Source organism: Aquimarina discodermiae (genome assembly GCF_040786235.1).
Lineage (GTDB): Bacteria > Bacteroidota > Bacteroidia > Flavobacteriales > Flavobacteriaceae > Aquimarina.
The window spans coordinates 1-17017 of record NZ_JBFMKP010000038.1 but is presented as its reverse complement, the minus strand read 5'-3'; the positions used below and the strand labels follow the sequence as shown (position 1 = coordinate 17017).

Here is a 17017-nt window from a genome sequence, read left to right as displayed (position 1 = left end):
ATTTTTTGGTGAATGCCTTGTATTAAAATATAAAAATTTGAAACCTCAAGAATTTAGCTTAATTTTAATACTATAACATAGACAATTAAAAAAAAGAAATGAAAAAAGCCACGCAATCTAGTTTTAAAAAACCTGTCTTTGCTATATTTTCTTTCTTACTCAAAATGTAATTAAAAATGAAACTAGACATTGCAGTATTATCCGGTGATGGGATTGGTCCAGAAGTAACTGCACAGGCAGTTAAAGCACTAGATGCTATAGCTCATAATTTTGACCATACATTTATTTTTAAAGAAGCATTGGTAGGTGCCATTGCTATAGATAAAACAGGAGATCCTCTTCCTGACAAAACCTTAGAGCTTTGTGCAAATACAGATGCTGTTTTATTTGGTGCAATAGGAGATCCAAAATATGACAATAATCCAGAAGCAAAGATTCGACCAGAGCAAGGTTTGCTTAAATTAAGAAAAGAACTAGGACTTTATGCCAATATTAGGCCTGTAAAAGCTTATGCTAGTCTCATTGATAAATCACCTCTAAAACCAGAAATTATAGAAGGAACTGATGTTACCATCTATCGTGAATTAACTGGTGGTATTTATTTTGGTAAAAAAACGCTAAATAAAGAAGGTACGGTTGCTTCTGATCTTTGTGAGTATTCTCAAAAAGAAATTGAGCGTGTTGCACACCTTGCATTCAAAGCTGCACAAACAAGAAGAAAAAAACTCACACTGGTTGATAAAGCAAATGTTTTAGAATCTTCTCGTTTATGGCGAAAAGTAGTTACAGAAATCTCTAAAGAATATGACGATGTAACTCTGGATTTTTTGTTTGTAGACAATGCCGCTATGCAAATGATTTTAAACCCTAGTCAATTTGATGTCATTCTTACCGAAAATATGTTTGGGGATATTATTTCTGACGAAGCCAGTGTAATTGGCGGGTCTATAGGTTTATTAGCTTCTGCATCTATCGGAGATACCTGTTGTATGTTCGAACCTATTCACGGGTCGTTTTCACAAGCCACAGGCAAAGGGATTGCAAATCCAATTGCTGCTATACTATCTGCAGCCATGATGTTAGAGCATTTTGATCTAATAGACGAAGCTAATGCTATTAGAAACGCGGTAGAAAAAGCTCTGGAGTTAAACATAACCACTTCGGATATAAATAGTACTAACCCAATAACTACAGAAAAAGTTGGAGATTTTATTGCTGATTATATTTTGAATCCTGAAGATTCTAATATCAATTTTGAAAATATTCATGTAGGCCAATCTACCATTATTTAGTTTATATTTTAGATATTAAGGTAAATCTAAACCGATTTATGAATTTCAAAAATCTATTTTTCTTTTGTTCTCTTTTGTTTAGTACAACAGTATTTACTCAAAAAATTACTTGTTCACCAAAGGATAAAGAAATCTTTTCAGAAAAAATTATTGCCCTACAAAAAATGAATATTTCTAATAATTCATTAGGCAAAAAAATTGCCCATATAGGAGCATCTTTTATAGGCACTCCTTATGTCGCCAAAACGTTAGAAATTAATTCTAAAGAAAGACTTGTTATTAACCTACAAGGATTAGATTGCACCACTTTTGTAGAAAATGTGTTGGCATTAGGATTTATGCTTCACGATCAAAAAAAAGACTTTGAAACATACACTGCATTCTTGGAAAAAATACGATATAGAGACGGCAAACTAAACGGATATGCTTCTAGATTACATTATTTTTCTGAATGGATTAGTAATAATGAAGAAAAAAAACTCATAAAAAATGTTACCGATCAAATTGGTGGTCAAGACATTGATAAACAAATCAACTTTATGAGTACCCATCGCTCTCTTTATCCTTATCTTGAGGACGATACAAATTATACCAAAATACAGCAATCAGAAATCAAAATTAGCGAATCTCCTATCTGTTTTTTACCAAAAAACAAGATTGTAGAAAATGAAAATTTGATCAAGACAGGTGATATTATTGCACTTACTACTTCTATCAATGGGCTGGATATAACACATACCGGATTTGCCTTACGTAAAGAAAGTGGTCGTATTCATTTATTACATGCTTCTTCTAAAGGACAGGTAGAAATATCAGAACTGCCGCTAGCAGACTATTTAGAAGGTATTAAACACAATACTGGTATTATTGTATCTAGAGTACGGCAGTAAGCATATTTCTTACCTAAATTAAGTCAATGAAATATCGTGAAATATTAATTTTAAAAAAAAGAACCATATTTGTATTTTCTTCCTACCCATAGATACATAGATCATAATTAAGGCAACGTAGACGTAATTGGAAACCGTACACTATAATTTTTTTCAGCTACTTATTTTATTTGGTTCTTTACAAGGGTTAATTTTTACCTGTATTGTATGCTTTGTCAAGAAGTACAAATCTACTAGTGCCATCTTCTTAGGGCTTACCGTATTTTTCTTATCAATTAGCAATATACAACACATGTTGATTGATGTAGATTATTTTACAGATTCATCAATTATAAAGAGAGTTTACATCCCTTGGCAATGGTTAGTCGCCCCCATGTTTTATCTTTTTGCTCATAATTTTTTAAAGCAAAAAACACTTTCAAAAAAAATGTTTCTCTTTCTTACAACTCCCTTTGTTATAGTATCTATAGCTCATATTGTTCAATTACTATATCAAACTTATATAAACCCTGATCATGTAATTACCAAATATTATCAGCGAGGCCTTTTTTTATACACCAACCTACTTTCTTTTGTATACGTTCCTATTGTTATTTACTTAATGTTTAGAACAATCTTACAGTATGAAGAAAAACACAATGACACATTAGAAAAAATAAAACTGGAAATCAAGTGGTTAAAAAATTTAATCTACATTGGTATTGGCATTGTTACATTGGGTGCATTATCCATTATTATTGTAATTATTTTAGTTCCCAAAGAACATTATTATGCCTATCCCTTTTTTATCTCTTTATCCTTATCGATTTATTGGGTAGGATATGTAGGGGTTTATAAATCTTCTTCACATAAACAATTAGAAAAGATACTTTCAGAAGACCCTATCAAAAAAACCGGACACGATACTTTTGCAAAGATCCATAAATATATCATTTCTGAAAAGAGATATTTATTAAGTAGCACCAATTTAAATACCATTGCCAAACAGTTTGATATTAGTACAGGATATTTATCCAAACTTGTAAATCAACATACCCAAAAGAACTTTAGTGATTTTATTAATGAATTACGGGTAGCTGAAGCAAAAAAAATACTTACTCATATCGAATATAAAAAGTATACCATAGAGTCTATAGGGTTAGAATGTGGTTTTAAATCCAAATCTAATTTTTATACCGTTTTCAAAAAATTCACTGGACAAACCCCAAATCAGTATAAAAAATCGAAAAAAAAAGAGTCCTGAATCTTAAACTACTTGAAGATACAGGACAAATCAACCTCAATAAAGCTATTTATTTCTATGGTTTTACCATAGTTTTACACCAACAATTTTACAGTATCAAATAACAATCGCTTTTATTTATAAAACAATACATCCATATGAAAAAGTTATTAGTCATTTCTTTATTTTTTGCAGCTACAATGGGGGTTTTTGCTCAGCATTATATACAAACCACCTCTAATACTGTTGGAGCTACTCAAGACATTACTCATACCAAAACACTATCTATTGGACATACCAATACACTTACTTGGGGTCAAGCTAGATTAAATTTGTATTCAACCTGGGGCAATTGGATGTCGTTGGTAGATGGATATAAAAAAGATGTATATAGTTTCGCAAATCCAAATAACGGAGGACGTCTGGAACTATTTATTCATGATGGAGTTACCAATACCAATAATTGGGGTGTTTTTACCGTAAGACGAGATGGAAATATAGGTATGGGAACCACAAATCCTCTTACCAAATTACATGTAAACGGTAATACCACAATAGAAGGCACTTTACAAATGGATAAAAGTGCCATTTTAGGTGAAAAGGTAACCAATGGATTTCTTTTACAATTAGGAAAGGTTGTTGCTGGTACAATAAGAAGAAATTTTGAATGGTATATTTCAAACGATGGTGTTTTATCAAATTATGTATTAGACAACAAAGGTAAGAATAGGCATATTGCTAATTATCATACCGATGGAACCGAAATTTCATATCGAGCAATAGATGGAAGTGAGTTTTTTAAAATTTATAGTGGTGATGATGTAAATTATCTACAAATGGGAAGGTCAAATTCTAGATTAAGAATAGGTCAGTGGGCTGGATACTTACCCGATCAAGCTATGGTTATTAAAGGGCATTCTACCTTGGAAGGAGATTTAGCAACCACTGGTAAAGTAGGCATAGGAACTTCTACTCCTCAAGAAAAATTACAAATTGGTAACGCCATTACTTTTCATGACGGAGGGCATGAAATTATGAGCTTTAATTATAGTCCAGGTGGTACCAATAAAGATTTGGATGCTTCAAGATACGCTTCAGAAATCAGATTCGATCCTAACCTAGGAAACTTAAGACTAGGGACCTCTTCTACCAAAACAAATGCACCACAAACTCGTATGTACATTACCAAAGACGGAAATGTAGGAATAGGATCAGATGCCTCTGATCCAAATTATAAATTATCGGTAAAAGGTAAAGTAAGAGCTAGAGAAGTTACCGTATATACCAATTGGTCTGATTATGTTTTTTATGATAATTACCAACTACCTACCCTAAAAGAAGTAGAACAACATATTGTAGAAAAAGGACATTTGATTAACATCCCATCTGCCAAAGAGGTAGAAGAAAATGGGGTGAAACTAGGTGAAATCAATGCCAAGCTATTAGAAAAAATAGAAGAACTGACCTTATATACCATTGCTCAAGAGAAAAAACTACAAACGCAAGAAGAAAGACTTCAGAAACTAGAAGCATTCATCAACAAACAATAAAGACATAGCTCTCAAAACATTATAAAATGAACAAATTAGCATTACCCATTGCTATCATCGCATTGATAGCAACAGTGGGGTCCTTTTTCTTTTCTCAGTCATCATCAGAATTAGTATATGTAGATGTCAATAAATTAATAGAAGGATATAAACGTACTAAAATTGTAAAAGCCGAATTCGATAAAAAAGCTACTACGATGAAAGCCAATGTCGATAGCTTGATATCAGATTGGCAAAAAGAGCTAAAGGGCTACGAAAAAGAGCGTAGCGGTATGAGTAAAAAAGAACTAGAACTAAAACAGCAACTGTTAAGTAACAAACAACAGCAAATCAACAATTACCAAAAAGCGGTACAAAAGCAATTGCAGGAAGAAGATAAAAAAGTGACCCAGACGGTAATTAACGATATCAATGATTTTGTAAAAGAATATGGTAAACAGCAAGGTTACAAAGTCATTTTTGGTGCCACCGGTAGTGGTACCATCATGTATGGCGAAGAAACTGCCGATATTACAGATAAAATCTTAGCTGCGTTAAACACAGAATTCGAAGGAAAATAATACAAATAACATTGTTAAGAAAAGTCCGAAGAATAGGTAGGGTAAGGTATGATCGGTAAACAATTGTCAATAATTAGTTATAGATCATCGCTTCGGGCTTTCTTTTTAGATTATTAATACAAATGATACAACAAAAACAGTACATATTCATTTTTGGTCTACTGCTCCTACTCTATTCTTGTACGACCACAACTTTAGATAGTGAAGAAGCACTGTGGCAATACATTAAGATCCCTGATCATGGGTATATGCATACCAAAACTATTAACGGTGTTGATTTTTCTTTGGTGTATAAACCTACGGACCTTTTGGTAGCACAAGAACTTTCGGGTCCTATTACCACAGCCAAAGTGGATAGTTTACGAAATAAGTACAGTAAATATATGTATTACAGCCTATCGATGTCTAAAAATAATCAGGAGTTATTAAGCAATGTGGCGGGGGGCAAACAACGTTTTGGGGCCATGGTAAACAGGCTTGCCTTTGGGATGGAACAAAGAATACATCTGTATACACCCAAAAAAGATACCATTGCTATGGCAGATTATAGCTACCCCAGAATGTATGGTATGAGTGGTGCTACTACCCTACTATTGGTATATCCAAAAGAAGAAAAGATTACCAACGAAGAACATATAACGATTACTATCGAAGATCTGGGGTTTTATACGGGCGAAGTAAAGTTTAAAATCCCAACCGATATTATTAGAAACGAACCTAAATTAAGATTTGAATAGTTCAGAAGACCGAAGTCAGAGGTCGAAAGAATCATCAGACGACTTCGGACACAAAATAACTCAAAAAACACCCGACTTCGGACTTCCGACTTCGGACATAATAGAAACAACATTCTATGAATACAACAGTAAAAGCTTTCTTTCAAAAAAAACCTCCGACTTCGAACACCCGACTCCGGACTTCGAGCCTCGGACATCAAGCCTCAAACCGTCACCGGGTAATTGCGATCTTTTTTACCATTACCTTTTTACAAACCTTGATCCCATACAATCAACTATGGGCCAATAATAATGGGCCCAAATCACCAGAAGCATCAACTTTTGAACCAGTTGATGCAACTGATATGGTCAATCTATTAACTGGGGATATGTCCTATGTATTACCCCTACTTAATGTACCTTCTCCAGAAGGAGGATATCCCTTGGCATTATCGTATCATGCAGGTATTGCAATGGATCAAGAAGCATCTTGGGTAGGGTTAGGATGGAATCTTAACCCAGGAGCAATCAATCGTACTCTTAACAAAGTACCTGATGATTGGTATAAGGTTAAGACGTATAATATAATGTCTAGTGGAGCAAATATTAGTTACAGAGGTACTTTAAGTGTAGGGTTTGATCAATTAGGAGGGTCTATAGGTCTTTACGTTAATTATTCAGAGAATAGAGCATTTAACGGTGAAACAGAGTATAGTACAGATGTTGGAGTAACTGCAAGTGTCGGAATCGGAGGAGAAAATTCTCCTCTGTCTATTAATGGTAGTGTAGGAACCGACGGTGTAAGTGTCGGACTTGGATTTAAACATTTAAATACTGGTAATGATGCTACAGGGTTTAATTTGAATGCTTCACTAAGTCAATCTTTTAAAAATGGTTCTACAACCTTATCGGCTTCAGGGTATGGTACTGGATTTTCGTTAAATTCGTCTACAGGGTTAAGCGGATCTGTTTTAGGTCGGTCGGTCGGAATAAACAACTCGAATAATGGATCTACAGCAGCTAACTTATCCACAAGAAATTACGGAATCGTTACTCCTTGGGTAAACCTTACGCTTTCTATTCAAAAAGCATGGTTTTTTGAAAGAGATTTTACAATACATCAAGGAAGTTTGTATGGTGGTGATTTGAAAAAAGTTTTAAGTGAAGCTCTTTTTGATTGGAAAATAGACTATGACGGATATGAATCTATAAATCCGCAAGAGAGTTTTAATGAAAGTAGGGAAGGAAACTTTACTAATGTAAGTTATGATAATTATTCTGTTTCGGGACAAGGGATTTCAGGAACAATTAAACCTTACGTTTTTGAAAAGAATGGTTATATATGTAATAAAGAAGCCATTCTTAATGGTACAACTAATGAATATTCAGCTATTGTTGGAGGATATCCAATTCAAAATTATTTTGAAAAAAATGTGGATGGACCTTCGAAAAAAGATGTTCATTTTTATTTTGATAATGAGTTTTCATCTTATTTGAATATTGATTCGGATAACTGGAAAACAGACCCTCTTACTATTGCTAGACCAACGGTATTTGATTATAGTACCAATAATAATGTGTTCCAAACTTCATTATATAATAACGACAATGATACTTATAATGATACTTATAATGATGATTCAAGTAGATGGAAAAAAGGGAATTATGTTGAAACTTATACAAATGAGCAAATCAATAATAATCCAGAATTAGTATTATCTACAAATGCTTTTGATAGAAATTCTGTAAATATTCCTGTAAAAGGCATCGGAGCCTATAAAATTACTGCAATTGATGGTAAAACATATCATTATACTATTCCGGTATATCAACACGAACAATTTTCTAAAACTGCACATAAGGATTATTCAATAGAAGATAATTTTACAGAAAATCAGCAACTAGATTCATATGCAACGCATTGGTTGTTAACAGGGATTACTGGTCCTGATTATATAGATGTAAACAATGATAATACATTATCTAAAGGAGATTATGGTTATTGGGTTTCTTTTGATTACGGAAAATGGAGTGATGGATATATGTGGAGAACACCCACTGAAGGTGAAAGAGTGTTTGAAAATACAAAGACTTATTCATGGGGGATTAAAGATTTATACTATTTGAATAAAATAAAAACAAGAACACATACAGCTTTATTTATAAAGGGAAGTCGGAAAGATAATTATGGTAGCTCTATTTCTGTACCATCTCAAAATGTAAATGATTTTAAGAGGTATGAAGATGTACATTACAAGAAGAGGGTTAAAGGAAGTGATGGGTATTGGTATTTTAATGGTATTTATAAAAATAGATTATCACCATACGGTTTATTAGGAGCTGGACGTTCAGATTATGATATTAACTATAATGTAAAAAAACATAAAACACTTAAACTTGATAAAATTATTATTGTAAAAAATAATAGCGAATATAGTAATGTTTCTTCTAGCAATGTTTCACAAGAAGCGGATAAAAACATTGGACGTATCCAAATAAAAACGGAGTTTAGATCTTATGATACGGGGGGGAAACTAATTTCTACGGTACATGAAACAATACATGATAAAAGTTGGAAAGGGGAATATTATAAAAACGTCTTGGATGCTCAGGATATTGAGAAAAATGCCCCTAATATTTATGATGATGCATTAGAGGTAATCAACTTTAATTATGATGAAAACTATCCATTAGCAACTGCAACACCTAACTCTACTGCTACATCAAAAGGTAGGTTGACACTTACATCTGTGGATATGGCAGGAAAAAAAGGCAAGAGCTTAATTCCTCCATATAAATTTGACTACTACAGCAAGTCAGCTATGTTTGATAAAGATAATGTTGATCCTTGGGGATATTATGAAAATAAACCAGCTGTTTGGAGTCTAAATGAAATAACAACACCTACTGGAGGTAAAGTTTCTATAGAATATGAAGAAGATGTTTATAGAGAAATTGTCAAAACTAATAAGGTGTTTTCTGATAAGCTGAAGTTTAAATTTACTGTAGACAATAAAGGTGATAAATATGTACATCTTAGTAATATTGACAATTCAACAGATAAGGTAGATTTCAGAGAACATTTTGATACTAATTCTAATGCTTATGTAGATGTTCTTTACTGGAGACACCCTAAAGGTAAAGCTCACCGTATGGGGGATGTAGCAAAATATTGCCCGGTAACATCTGTGAATGAAAATTTGGTTGTTTTTAAAATCCCTAATGTACATACTAGTCCAGACGTAAGGCGTGGAGTTAATTGTAAAAAAAACCTATGGGTTTTTTACAATAGAGTAGAGCACTTATACAATCAATGGTATACAAAAAAAGATGAAAATAGTTGTGGAGACCCAAGAACTACTAGTGACGGAACACGTATGAGATACAAATTCTATTCGAATAAAAGTAATGATGGGGTTAATAATGGTGGTGGATTAAGAGTGAAAAAACTTAGTCTTTCTAATGATAATAATGAAACTTTTGAATCCCACTATACATATAATAATCCAATAACAAATGAGAATTCGGGAACTACTCCATATGCTCCCGCACATTATACAAAAAATATCCCGTTTTTATCAGAACTTCCTGCTCCCTATGTGTTATATCAATATGTAAATGTAGATAAGTACACATCAAATAATAAACTTGCAGGTTCAACTAGATACAAATTTAATACCATTCAGAATTTTAGAAATTATGGGAATGGGTTTATGATGGATGATTTTTTATCCTTAAGAGAATATCAAGATATAGATAAAAATGATGTAAACCTTTTAATACCTACTGCAGGTGCAAAGGATACAGAAGGAAAAAATCCAGAGAGGGTAGATATAAACTTTACAAGACATCGATTAGAAGATAATACTTCTTCTATAGGAGCATTATTACATTCTAAACAATATAATTCTAAAAACCAATTAATATCATCTACCGAGAATGAATACATGTTAGATTCAAATAGACAAGGTTTTGTGCAGGAAACATTTAAAAAGGTGAAATTAAGCATTCAATCCGGTAGGAAAGCAAAGTATTTTGTTAATGCCTCTAGTAAATTAAAAAAGCTTAAAGTATTAAAGCATTCTAAGATAACTCAAGGTAATTTTAGTTTTATAACATCGCCAAAAAACTTTGATCCCTTTACAGGAAAAGCATTAGAAGAACACAAAATCTCTAGCGATGGTACAATTCACAAAACAAGAAATATTGCAGCCTATACTCTTCCAGAATATTCAGGAGAATTAGATAAAGATGCTAATGGTATTCCAGATGGGTACGGAATGGGATCCAAAGTTGATAATCCAACCAATAAAAATATGCTTATACAACAAGCTATTAACCTTACTCAAATAAAAGGTAGTCGAGGACAATGGAAAACCATAGGTGCAGATATTATTACTTGGAATAAAGATTGGAGCTATCGTGATTATTTGGATAGAACTTTTGTACCAAGAAAAGAAAATGAAAAGATATGGCGTACGCATAAAACCTTTGCTTGGAAAGGACCTATTGAAAACGATGGCTCATATGCTGGATACCTAGGAGACTTTGATAGCTTTAACTGGGAGGATACAAATAATCAAAGTAATGATAAATGGATAAATACATCTAGTATTAATCTTTATAGTCATCACTCGGCGGTACTAGAAGCTTCTGATATTAATGGAAACCAAATTACTACTAAAATGACAGACAATCAAACCAAAATCGCAGCAGTATGTAATACTAGTTATCATGAGATGTTTTATTCAGGAGCCGAATATCAAATAGAGAATACCAAGCATTTAGATTTTGGAGTTATCGGAAGTAAATTTCGTAACAGTACCATGGCACATACAGGGAACTATTCTTTAAAACTTAGCGAAGGAGATAAAGGATTTTTAGTTTTCATAAGACATTCTGATCCGAGTCAAATAAAAAAATATAAGATTTCGGTATGGGTAAATAAAGAAAACGCTAATAAGGCTAGGTTGCATATTAATGGAGAAAATAAATTTTTTAATGGAGAACGTCTTCTTGCTGGTAATTGGATTTTACTAAATCATTATGAAGAACTACCTAGTTATGCAGATATACATATTACTGCTGTAGGAGGAACCGTATATGCAGATGATTTTAGGGTACACCCTATACAATCTAAAATGACTAGCTATGTTTATAATGAATGGGATGAACTTACCTATATCCTTGGTTCTAATAACCTAGCGACTCGATATGAATATGATGATGTCGGAAGATTGCATAAAACATATACAGAAGTAGTTAACACTTCTACCATTACCGGAGGTTTTAAAGAAATCAGTAAAAACACATATAACTATAAAAATCAACAATAATTATGAAAAACAACATCAAGTTTACATTTTTTATAGTATTTGTAGCACTTTGTAATATAAGTGTGTTTTCTCAACACGGGTGTCATAAAACAGTTAATGGATCATTAAGTTTTGATGGATCTAGTGAGCAATCACAAAACGTAAGTATCAATACCATACCAGAAGGGTGTGTTGGCAGTAGTTTAGGAATTGATGCAGGGGTTCCTAATTGGGCTATTATCGATCAGAATGGAGATTATATTACAGTTACTTGTCTGCCAAATAATACTGGTGCTTGTAGAAGTACAGAAGTGTTTTTTAATGATGGAACTAATAATCCTTTTATAGATCCTAGTCCTAGGGGTAGTATCAAAATCACACAAACTACAACCAATATCGAAAATATAAATTGGATTCAAAATGAGCAGCGTGATATTAATGGTAAAGTGATTTCAAAAAGTAGAAACTATTTTGATATTTTAGGAAAAAATATCCAAGCACAAAGTGTAGATATTAAAACAGGAAAAACATGGGTGTCTCAAACTATGTATGATTCAAATGCTAGACCTGCCCTACAAACACTTGATGCTCCTACAGATATTTGTACAATAGGAGGGTTCCAGTATAAAGATGATTTTGTTATGGATACTAATAATAATCCATTTACAAAATCAAGTTTTGAAACTTCTGTAGAAAACCCATCAGAAGTAGCTAATAATGAACATACCGTTGGTTGGTATTATAGCGAATCCAATACAGATCAGGAACATCCTGGTAATAGTTATCAAGATAAAACAACTAGACCATATTCACGTACCATTTATAGTGAACTTAATCCTGGTACTGTATTAAAAACAATTGGTGGTAATAAAATTGATAATGAATGGAAAAATGGATATACTTTTTCTATGCCAGTCGGACAGGAATTATCACAACAAGATGCTTTTAATAATGTTAGGTATAACTCCCATAAAATAATCAAAACAGTGTCTAGAGATGTACATGGGATAGAAAATGTTGTATTTACAGATACCGATGGTAATACATTGGCAACAGCAAGAAGTGGAAATGAAGAAGATAGAATCGATAACAATCGTGTTTCTAAAGTTGCTATAGGAGAGCAAGGTTATGTAGATGTACATATTCCGGTAGGACGAACTGGGATTCAATTAGAAGGGCATGCTTTAATTCCTTTAGATATTTATAATCTTATTACTGAGGAAAAGATTACTATAAGCAGCCGTCTACTCCCTAATGGATTTTACCGAATTGCAGTACGTGAAACTACTAACTATATAGCAAATACTGTAAAAGTACAGTATCCCGAAAATTATTATGATTATAGTTTAAATGAGTATGATAAAGCAGGGCGTTTAAAAAACTCAAAGCAACCTCTTAACCATCTAGAGAGTATATTTAACTATAACTCTCTAGGGCAATTAGAAAATACAACTAGTCCAGATGAAGGGGATACTAAATTTAAATATCGTAAAGATGGACAAATACGATACTCACAAAACAGTAAACAAGCGGTTAGCAACCAAATCTCCTATACAAATTATGATGATTTGGGACGTCCAATAGAAAGTGGGTTACTTACAGGACTGGGTCCTATAAACATTGATTTATTTGATCCGGACAGACCAATTCATACAGGTATTAGAAGCGAGCAACACTTTACTGTATATGACGAAGCGGATCATGCTGGGTTGATGGATTTAGTTATTAATGAGCCACGAATAGGTAATTATCATGAAAACCAAAATTTTGTAGCTGGTAATGTAGCCAAAACCTATATTCTTAATCAAGTAACAGTTATTAAAACAAGTACTTGGTATAGTTATGATATCTATGGACGTGTTATCTGGATGGTTCAAAAAATAGAAGGATTAGATGGAGCCAAAACTATCGATTATGAATATGACGAGGTATCTGGGCAAGTGACCAAAGTGTATTACCAAAAACACCACCCTACCGAGCAGTTTATACATCGATATACCTATGATCCCGATGATTATAGCCTCGTAAAAGTAGAAACATCTACCAATGATAGTAATTATACAGAGCATGCGGTTTATGACTACTACGAAACCGGAGCTTTAAAACGTTTAAATCTAGCCCAAGGCCTACAAGGAATCGATTATGTCTATAACCTAAACGGAGCCTTAAAAAGTATAAATCACCCCAATCTAAACAACTCCAGCGACCCAGGAGGAGATAGCAATGACCTTTTTGGGATGAGTCTGCACTACTACCAGGGTGATTATTTACGTAATACCCCCACACCAGTACCTAGTATGACCAGTGGTATAAATCAGTATAATGGTAATATCAAAGCCATTGAAACCAATACCAACAGAACGGGTACCGTAGCAACGCCCAATACCTACCATTATCGATACAACCGCAATAACTGGATGACCGATGCACGTTACGATTATCAGGGTAATTTTGATGAGCAATATAATGCTACAGAAACATTTTCTACGGTGATTCCCACAAATACCACAGAAAAACAAAAAGCTACCCAAAAGATTACATGGTCGACTGGTTTTAAAGCTACCGAAGGCAGCTATGTAAATGCCAGAATAGTACCCGAAGGTACTTCTGACGGGGATTATGATGTATCGGGGATTTCCTATGATGCAAATGGAAATATCCAAAGTCTTTACCGTAACAAGAATGAAGAAAACGGTAGCAATGCCATGGATCAATTATCGTATACTTATAAAACTGATAAACCCAATCAATTATTAAGGGTAAATGATGCCGTAGGAGATGTTGTCGGTGCAGATGATATAGGAGACCAAAGTGGTGAAAACTATGAGTACAATAGTATAGGGCAATTGGTAAAAAATAATGAAGAAAACATTTCTTATCTTTACAACGCTAGCGGACTGGTTACTCAAGTAAATAAGGATAATCAACCCCTAGTGAAGTTCTTTTACAACGACAAAGGGCATAGAGTTCGTAAAGAGTCCTATACCCCAAGCAACGGAAACTTAAGCTATACTGAGCATTATGTACGTGATGCCGCAGGAACGCCCATGGCGATTTATCGCGATGGTACTGTGGTAGAAAATACGATTTATGGGGCAAGCCGATTAGGAGTTAGAAAGTCTGATGGTAACCATCTATACCAACTCACAGATCATTTGGGCAATGTACGAGCTGTGGTAAGTAGAACTAGTACAGGACAAGCCATGGCATTGACCAGTGCTACCGATTATTATCCTTTTGGGATGCCAATGCCTGGGCGTGATCTGAAAGGAGATTACCGCTACGCCTATCAAGGACAGGAAGTAGATCCCGAAACTGGGAAGGAAGCTTTTGAGCTTAGATTATGGGATAGCAGGATTGGACGTTGGTTGACTACGGATCCGTATGGACAATATTATTCCCCTTATCTTGGAATGGGAAATAATCCTATATCAATGATAGATCCTGATGGTGGGATGTCTACTTGTACTGATGCCGAAGGGAATAGTATACCTTGTGATTCTGTAAATCAGACCTATACTAATGCTGAAAACAATTTAGATGAAGTTTGGATTTCTAATAAATTCGAAGTAAAAGAAGACTGGCTTAATAGTATGCACTGGGAGTCACACTGGAGTGGTTTTTCTGATAATTTTAATGCTGGTTGGGCAAGTTGGGATCAAGATGGGGTAGCTAATTTTTGGATGGATTTTGCATCTACCACAATTGGAAATACTTTAATGTCGTTTGGACCTCTAGAATTTATAATGGGAGCTTCTCAAGTTTCTTATGGACCTAGTAGAGCAGTAACTATGACACGAAAAAGTGCTGAAGTTATTGGGAGTTCTCTTACAATGAGAAGATCTACGGTATATAGGATTGCTAAAGAAGCTGGAATAGGTTTAAAAGGAGTAAGAATAAAATTTCTTAAAGGAAGTGAATTTGCTAATGCTCCATTTGTTGGTGTTGCTTATAAAAACACTATTGCTTTAACACCTCAAGCATTTAAAAACACATCTGAATTAATAAAAACTTTAGCCCATGAAAGAACTCACATAATGCAATTTAAAATATTTGGAGAGAAATTTGTTAGAAATGGTGCGAATTCACCTTTATTTGAGGAAGCAGCTTATGGTATTGAAAACACATTTATAAATTTTTGGAAAAATGCTAGATAATTGGTTAAAAATTTCTCTTGTTGCTTTAAAATCTAAAACAGATAATTTCATAGCTAATGGGAATAATTTTAAGTTTAGGATATTCAAGTTTAAAAATAGTAGTAATGGTTTTATGACTATTTGGAATAGTGAGACATTAAATGCTTTTACAATTTCAAGAATGAAAATTACGACAGAAATATTAACCGATGTTATTGAACTTGATATGGATACTTATAATCCTGATGATCAAAATTATTTACCTGAAAATTTAGTTTTTGAAGATTCAAAACCTTATTAGTTTAACTAGCTCTTCAAAGAATGATTAAATAAAAACGAAAAAAGCTGTGCGAACGTCTGTGACTGCTACCGATTATTATCCTTTTGGGATGCCAATGCCTAATCGAAACCTGAAAGGTGATTATAGATATGCATATCAAGGACAAGAAGTAGATCCTGAAACTGGGAAAGAAGCTTTTGAACTGAGACTTTGGGATAGCAGAATTGGGCGGTGGTTGACTACGGATCCTTATAGACAGTTTGCATCACCTTATTTGGGGATGGGCAACAATCCTATTACGATGGTTGACCCAGCTCTTCGAAGAATGATTAAATAAAAACAAAAACGCTGTGCGAACGTCTGTGACTTCGCACGTTTAACACATGACAAAAACAACAAAAGCTGTAATACCTTAAAACATGTCACAGTTTTTTTTAGACTCTACGAAGTTGCAAACTTCGTAGAGCATTCACATAAAAAAACAGCACGCTGTGCGTACATCTATGACTTCGCACGTTTAATAAACGACAAAAACAACAAAAGCTGTGATACTATAAAACGTGTCACAGTTTTTTTATACACTACGAAGTTAGAAACTTCGCAGAGCATTCACGTAAAAAACAGCAAGCTGCGCGAATGTCTATGACTTCGCACGTTTAACACACGACAAAAACAACAAAAGCTGCGATACCATAAAACATGTCACAGATTTTTTAGATACTACGAAGTTTCAAACTTCGCAGAGCATTCACGTAAAAAAACAGTAAGCTATGAGAACGTCTGTGACTTCGCACGTTTAATGACAAAAACAACAAAAACTGTGATGCCATAAAACGTGTCACAGCTTTTTTTAGATACTACGAAGTTTCAAACTTCGCAGAGCATTCACGTAAAAAACAGCAAGCTGTGCGAACGCCAGCTCTTCGAAGAATGAATAACTAAACCACCCTGCACTGGAAGTGCAGGGGTTTGTTTTACTAGGGACTAAAGTCCCTAAGCCTATTCTAATATAAAATTAGAATTATCATTCTTATCATGTCGATGATGTTCTAAATA

Annotated in this window: 10 protein-coding genes; all 10 read left to right on the top strand. The window is 33.7% G+C overall.

Going from position 1 to position 17017, the window contains the following annotated elements; translation table 11 throughout:
* Window positions 1–176: 176 nt before the first annotated feature.
* The 10 genes from leuB to ABW636_RS19850 all read left to right on the top strand — a co-directional run bounded on the left by leuB (window position 177) and on the right by ABW636_RS19850 (window position 16298).
* Window positions 177–1292, top strand: a complete 1116-nt coding sequence (leuB, locus tag ABW636_RS19895) for a 3-isopropylmalate dehydrogenase (protein ID WP_367591840.1) — start codon at window positions 177–179, stop codon at window positions 1290–1292.
* 38 nt (window positions 1293–1330) lie between these two features.
* On the top strand, window positions 1331–2182 hold the full coding sequence (locus tag ABW636_RS19890; RefSeq protein ID WP_367591839.1) for an N-acetylmuramoyl-L-alanine amidase-like domain-containing protein: 852 nt from the start codon (window positions 1331–1333) through the stop codon (window positions 2180–2182).
* Between the two features lie 427 nt (window positions 2183–2609).
* The gene (locus tag ABW636_RS19885; RefSeq protein WP_367591838.1) at window positions 2610–3425 is read left to right on the top strand and encodes a helix-turn-helix domain-containing protein; all 816 of its coding nucleotides are present in this window, start codon (window positions 2610–2612) and stop codon (window positions 3423–3425) included.
* Between the two features lie 137 nt (window positions 3426–3562).
* A complete protein-coding gene (locus ABW636_RS19880) occupies window positions 3563–4954 on the top strand; it encodes a hypothetical protein (protein ID WP_367591837.1) in 1392 nt (463 codons plus the stop codon).
* Between the two features lie 26 nt (window positions 4955–4980).
* Entirely contained in the window at window positions 4981–5514 is a 534-nt protein-coding gene (locus ABW636_RS19875; RefSeq protein ID WP_367591836.1) for an OmpH/Skp family outer membrane protein, read from the top strand.
* A gap of 122 nt (window positions 5515–5636) precedes the next feature.
* A complete protein-coding gene (locus ABW636_RS19870) occupies window positions 5637–6251 on the top strand; it encodes a hypothetical protein (protein ID WP_367591835.1) in 615 nt (204 codons plus the stop codon).
* A gap of 116 nt (window positions 6252–6367) precedes the next feature.
* Window positions 6368–11566: a hypothetical protein gene (locus ABW636_RS19865; protein WP_367591834.1), complete on the top strand. Its 5199-nt coding sequence runs from the start codon at window positions 6368–6370 to the stop codon at window positions 11564–11566.
* A 2-nt stretch (window positions 11567–11568) separates the two neighbouring features.
* Window positions 11569–15702, top strand: coding sequence for an RHS repeat domain-containing protein (locus ABW636_RS19860; RefSeq protein ID WP_367591833.1), 4134 nt, complete (start codon window positions 11569–11571; stop codon window positions 15700–15702).
* Window positions 15692–15982: a hypothetical protein gene (locus tag ABW636_RS19855; RefSeq protein WP_367591832.1), complete on the top strand. Its 291-nt coding sequence runs from the start codon at window positions 15692–15694 to the stop codon at window positions 15980–15982. Before ABW636_RS19860 ends, ABW636_RS19855 begins: the two co-directional genes overlap by 11 nt.
* Window positions 15983–16028: 46 nt before the next feature.
* Entirely contained in the window at window positions 16029–16298 is a 270-nt protein-coding gene (locus ABW636_RS19850) for an RHS repeat-associated core domain-containing protein (RefSeq protein ID WP_367591831.1), read from the top strand.
* The last annotated feature ends 719 nt before the right edge of the window (window positions 16299–17017 follow it).

Bases quoted from the DNA above. Each gene is read 5' to 3' on its own strand.
- ABW636_RS19870 (WP_367591835.1), top strand. From the start codon at position 5,637: ATGATACAACAAAAACAGTACATATTCATTTTTGGTCTACTGCTCCTA.
- leuB (WP_367591840.1), top strand. From the start codon at position 177: ATGAAACTAGACATTGCAGTATTATCCGGTGATGGGATTGGTCCAGAA.
- ABW636_RS19855 (WP_367591832.1), top strand. From the start codon at position 15,692: ATGCTAGATAATTGGTTAAAAATTTCTCTTGTTGCTTTAAAATCTAAA.
- ABW636_RS19875 (WP_367591836.1), top strand. From the start codon at position 4,981: ATGAACAAATTAGCATTACCCATTGCTATCATCGCATTGATAGCAACA.
- ABW636_RS19890 (WP_367591839.1), top strand. From the start codon at position 1,331: ATGAATTTCAAAAATCTATTTTTCTTTTGTTCTCTTTTGTTTAGTACA.
- ABW636_RS19860 (WP_367591833.1), top strand. From the start codon at position 11,569: ATGAAAAACAACATCAAGTTTACATTTTTTATAGTATTTGTAGCACTT.
- ABW636_RS19865 (WP_367591834.1), top strand. From the start codon at position 6,368: ATGAATACAACAGTAAAAGCTTTCTTTCAAAAAAAACCTCCGACTTCG.
- ABW636_RS19880 (WP_367591837.1), top strand. From the start codon at position 3,563: ATGAAAAAGTTATTAGTCATTTCTTTATTTTTTGCAGCTACAATGGGG.
- ABW636_RS19885 (WP_367591838.1), top strand. From the start codon at position 2,610: ATGTTTCTCTTTCTTACAACTCCCTTTGTTATAGTATCTATAGCTCAT.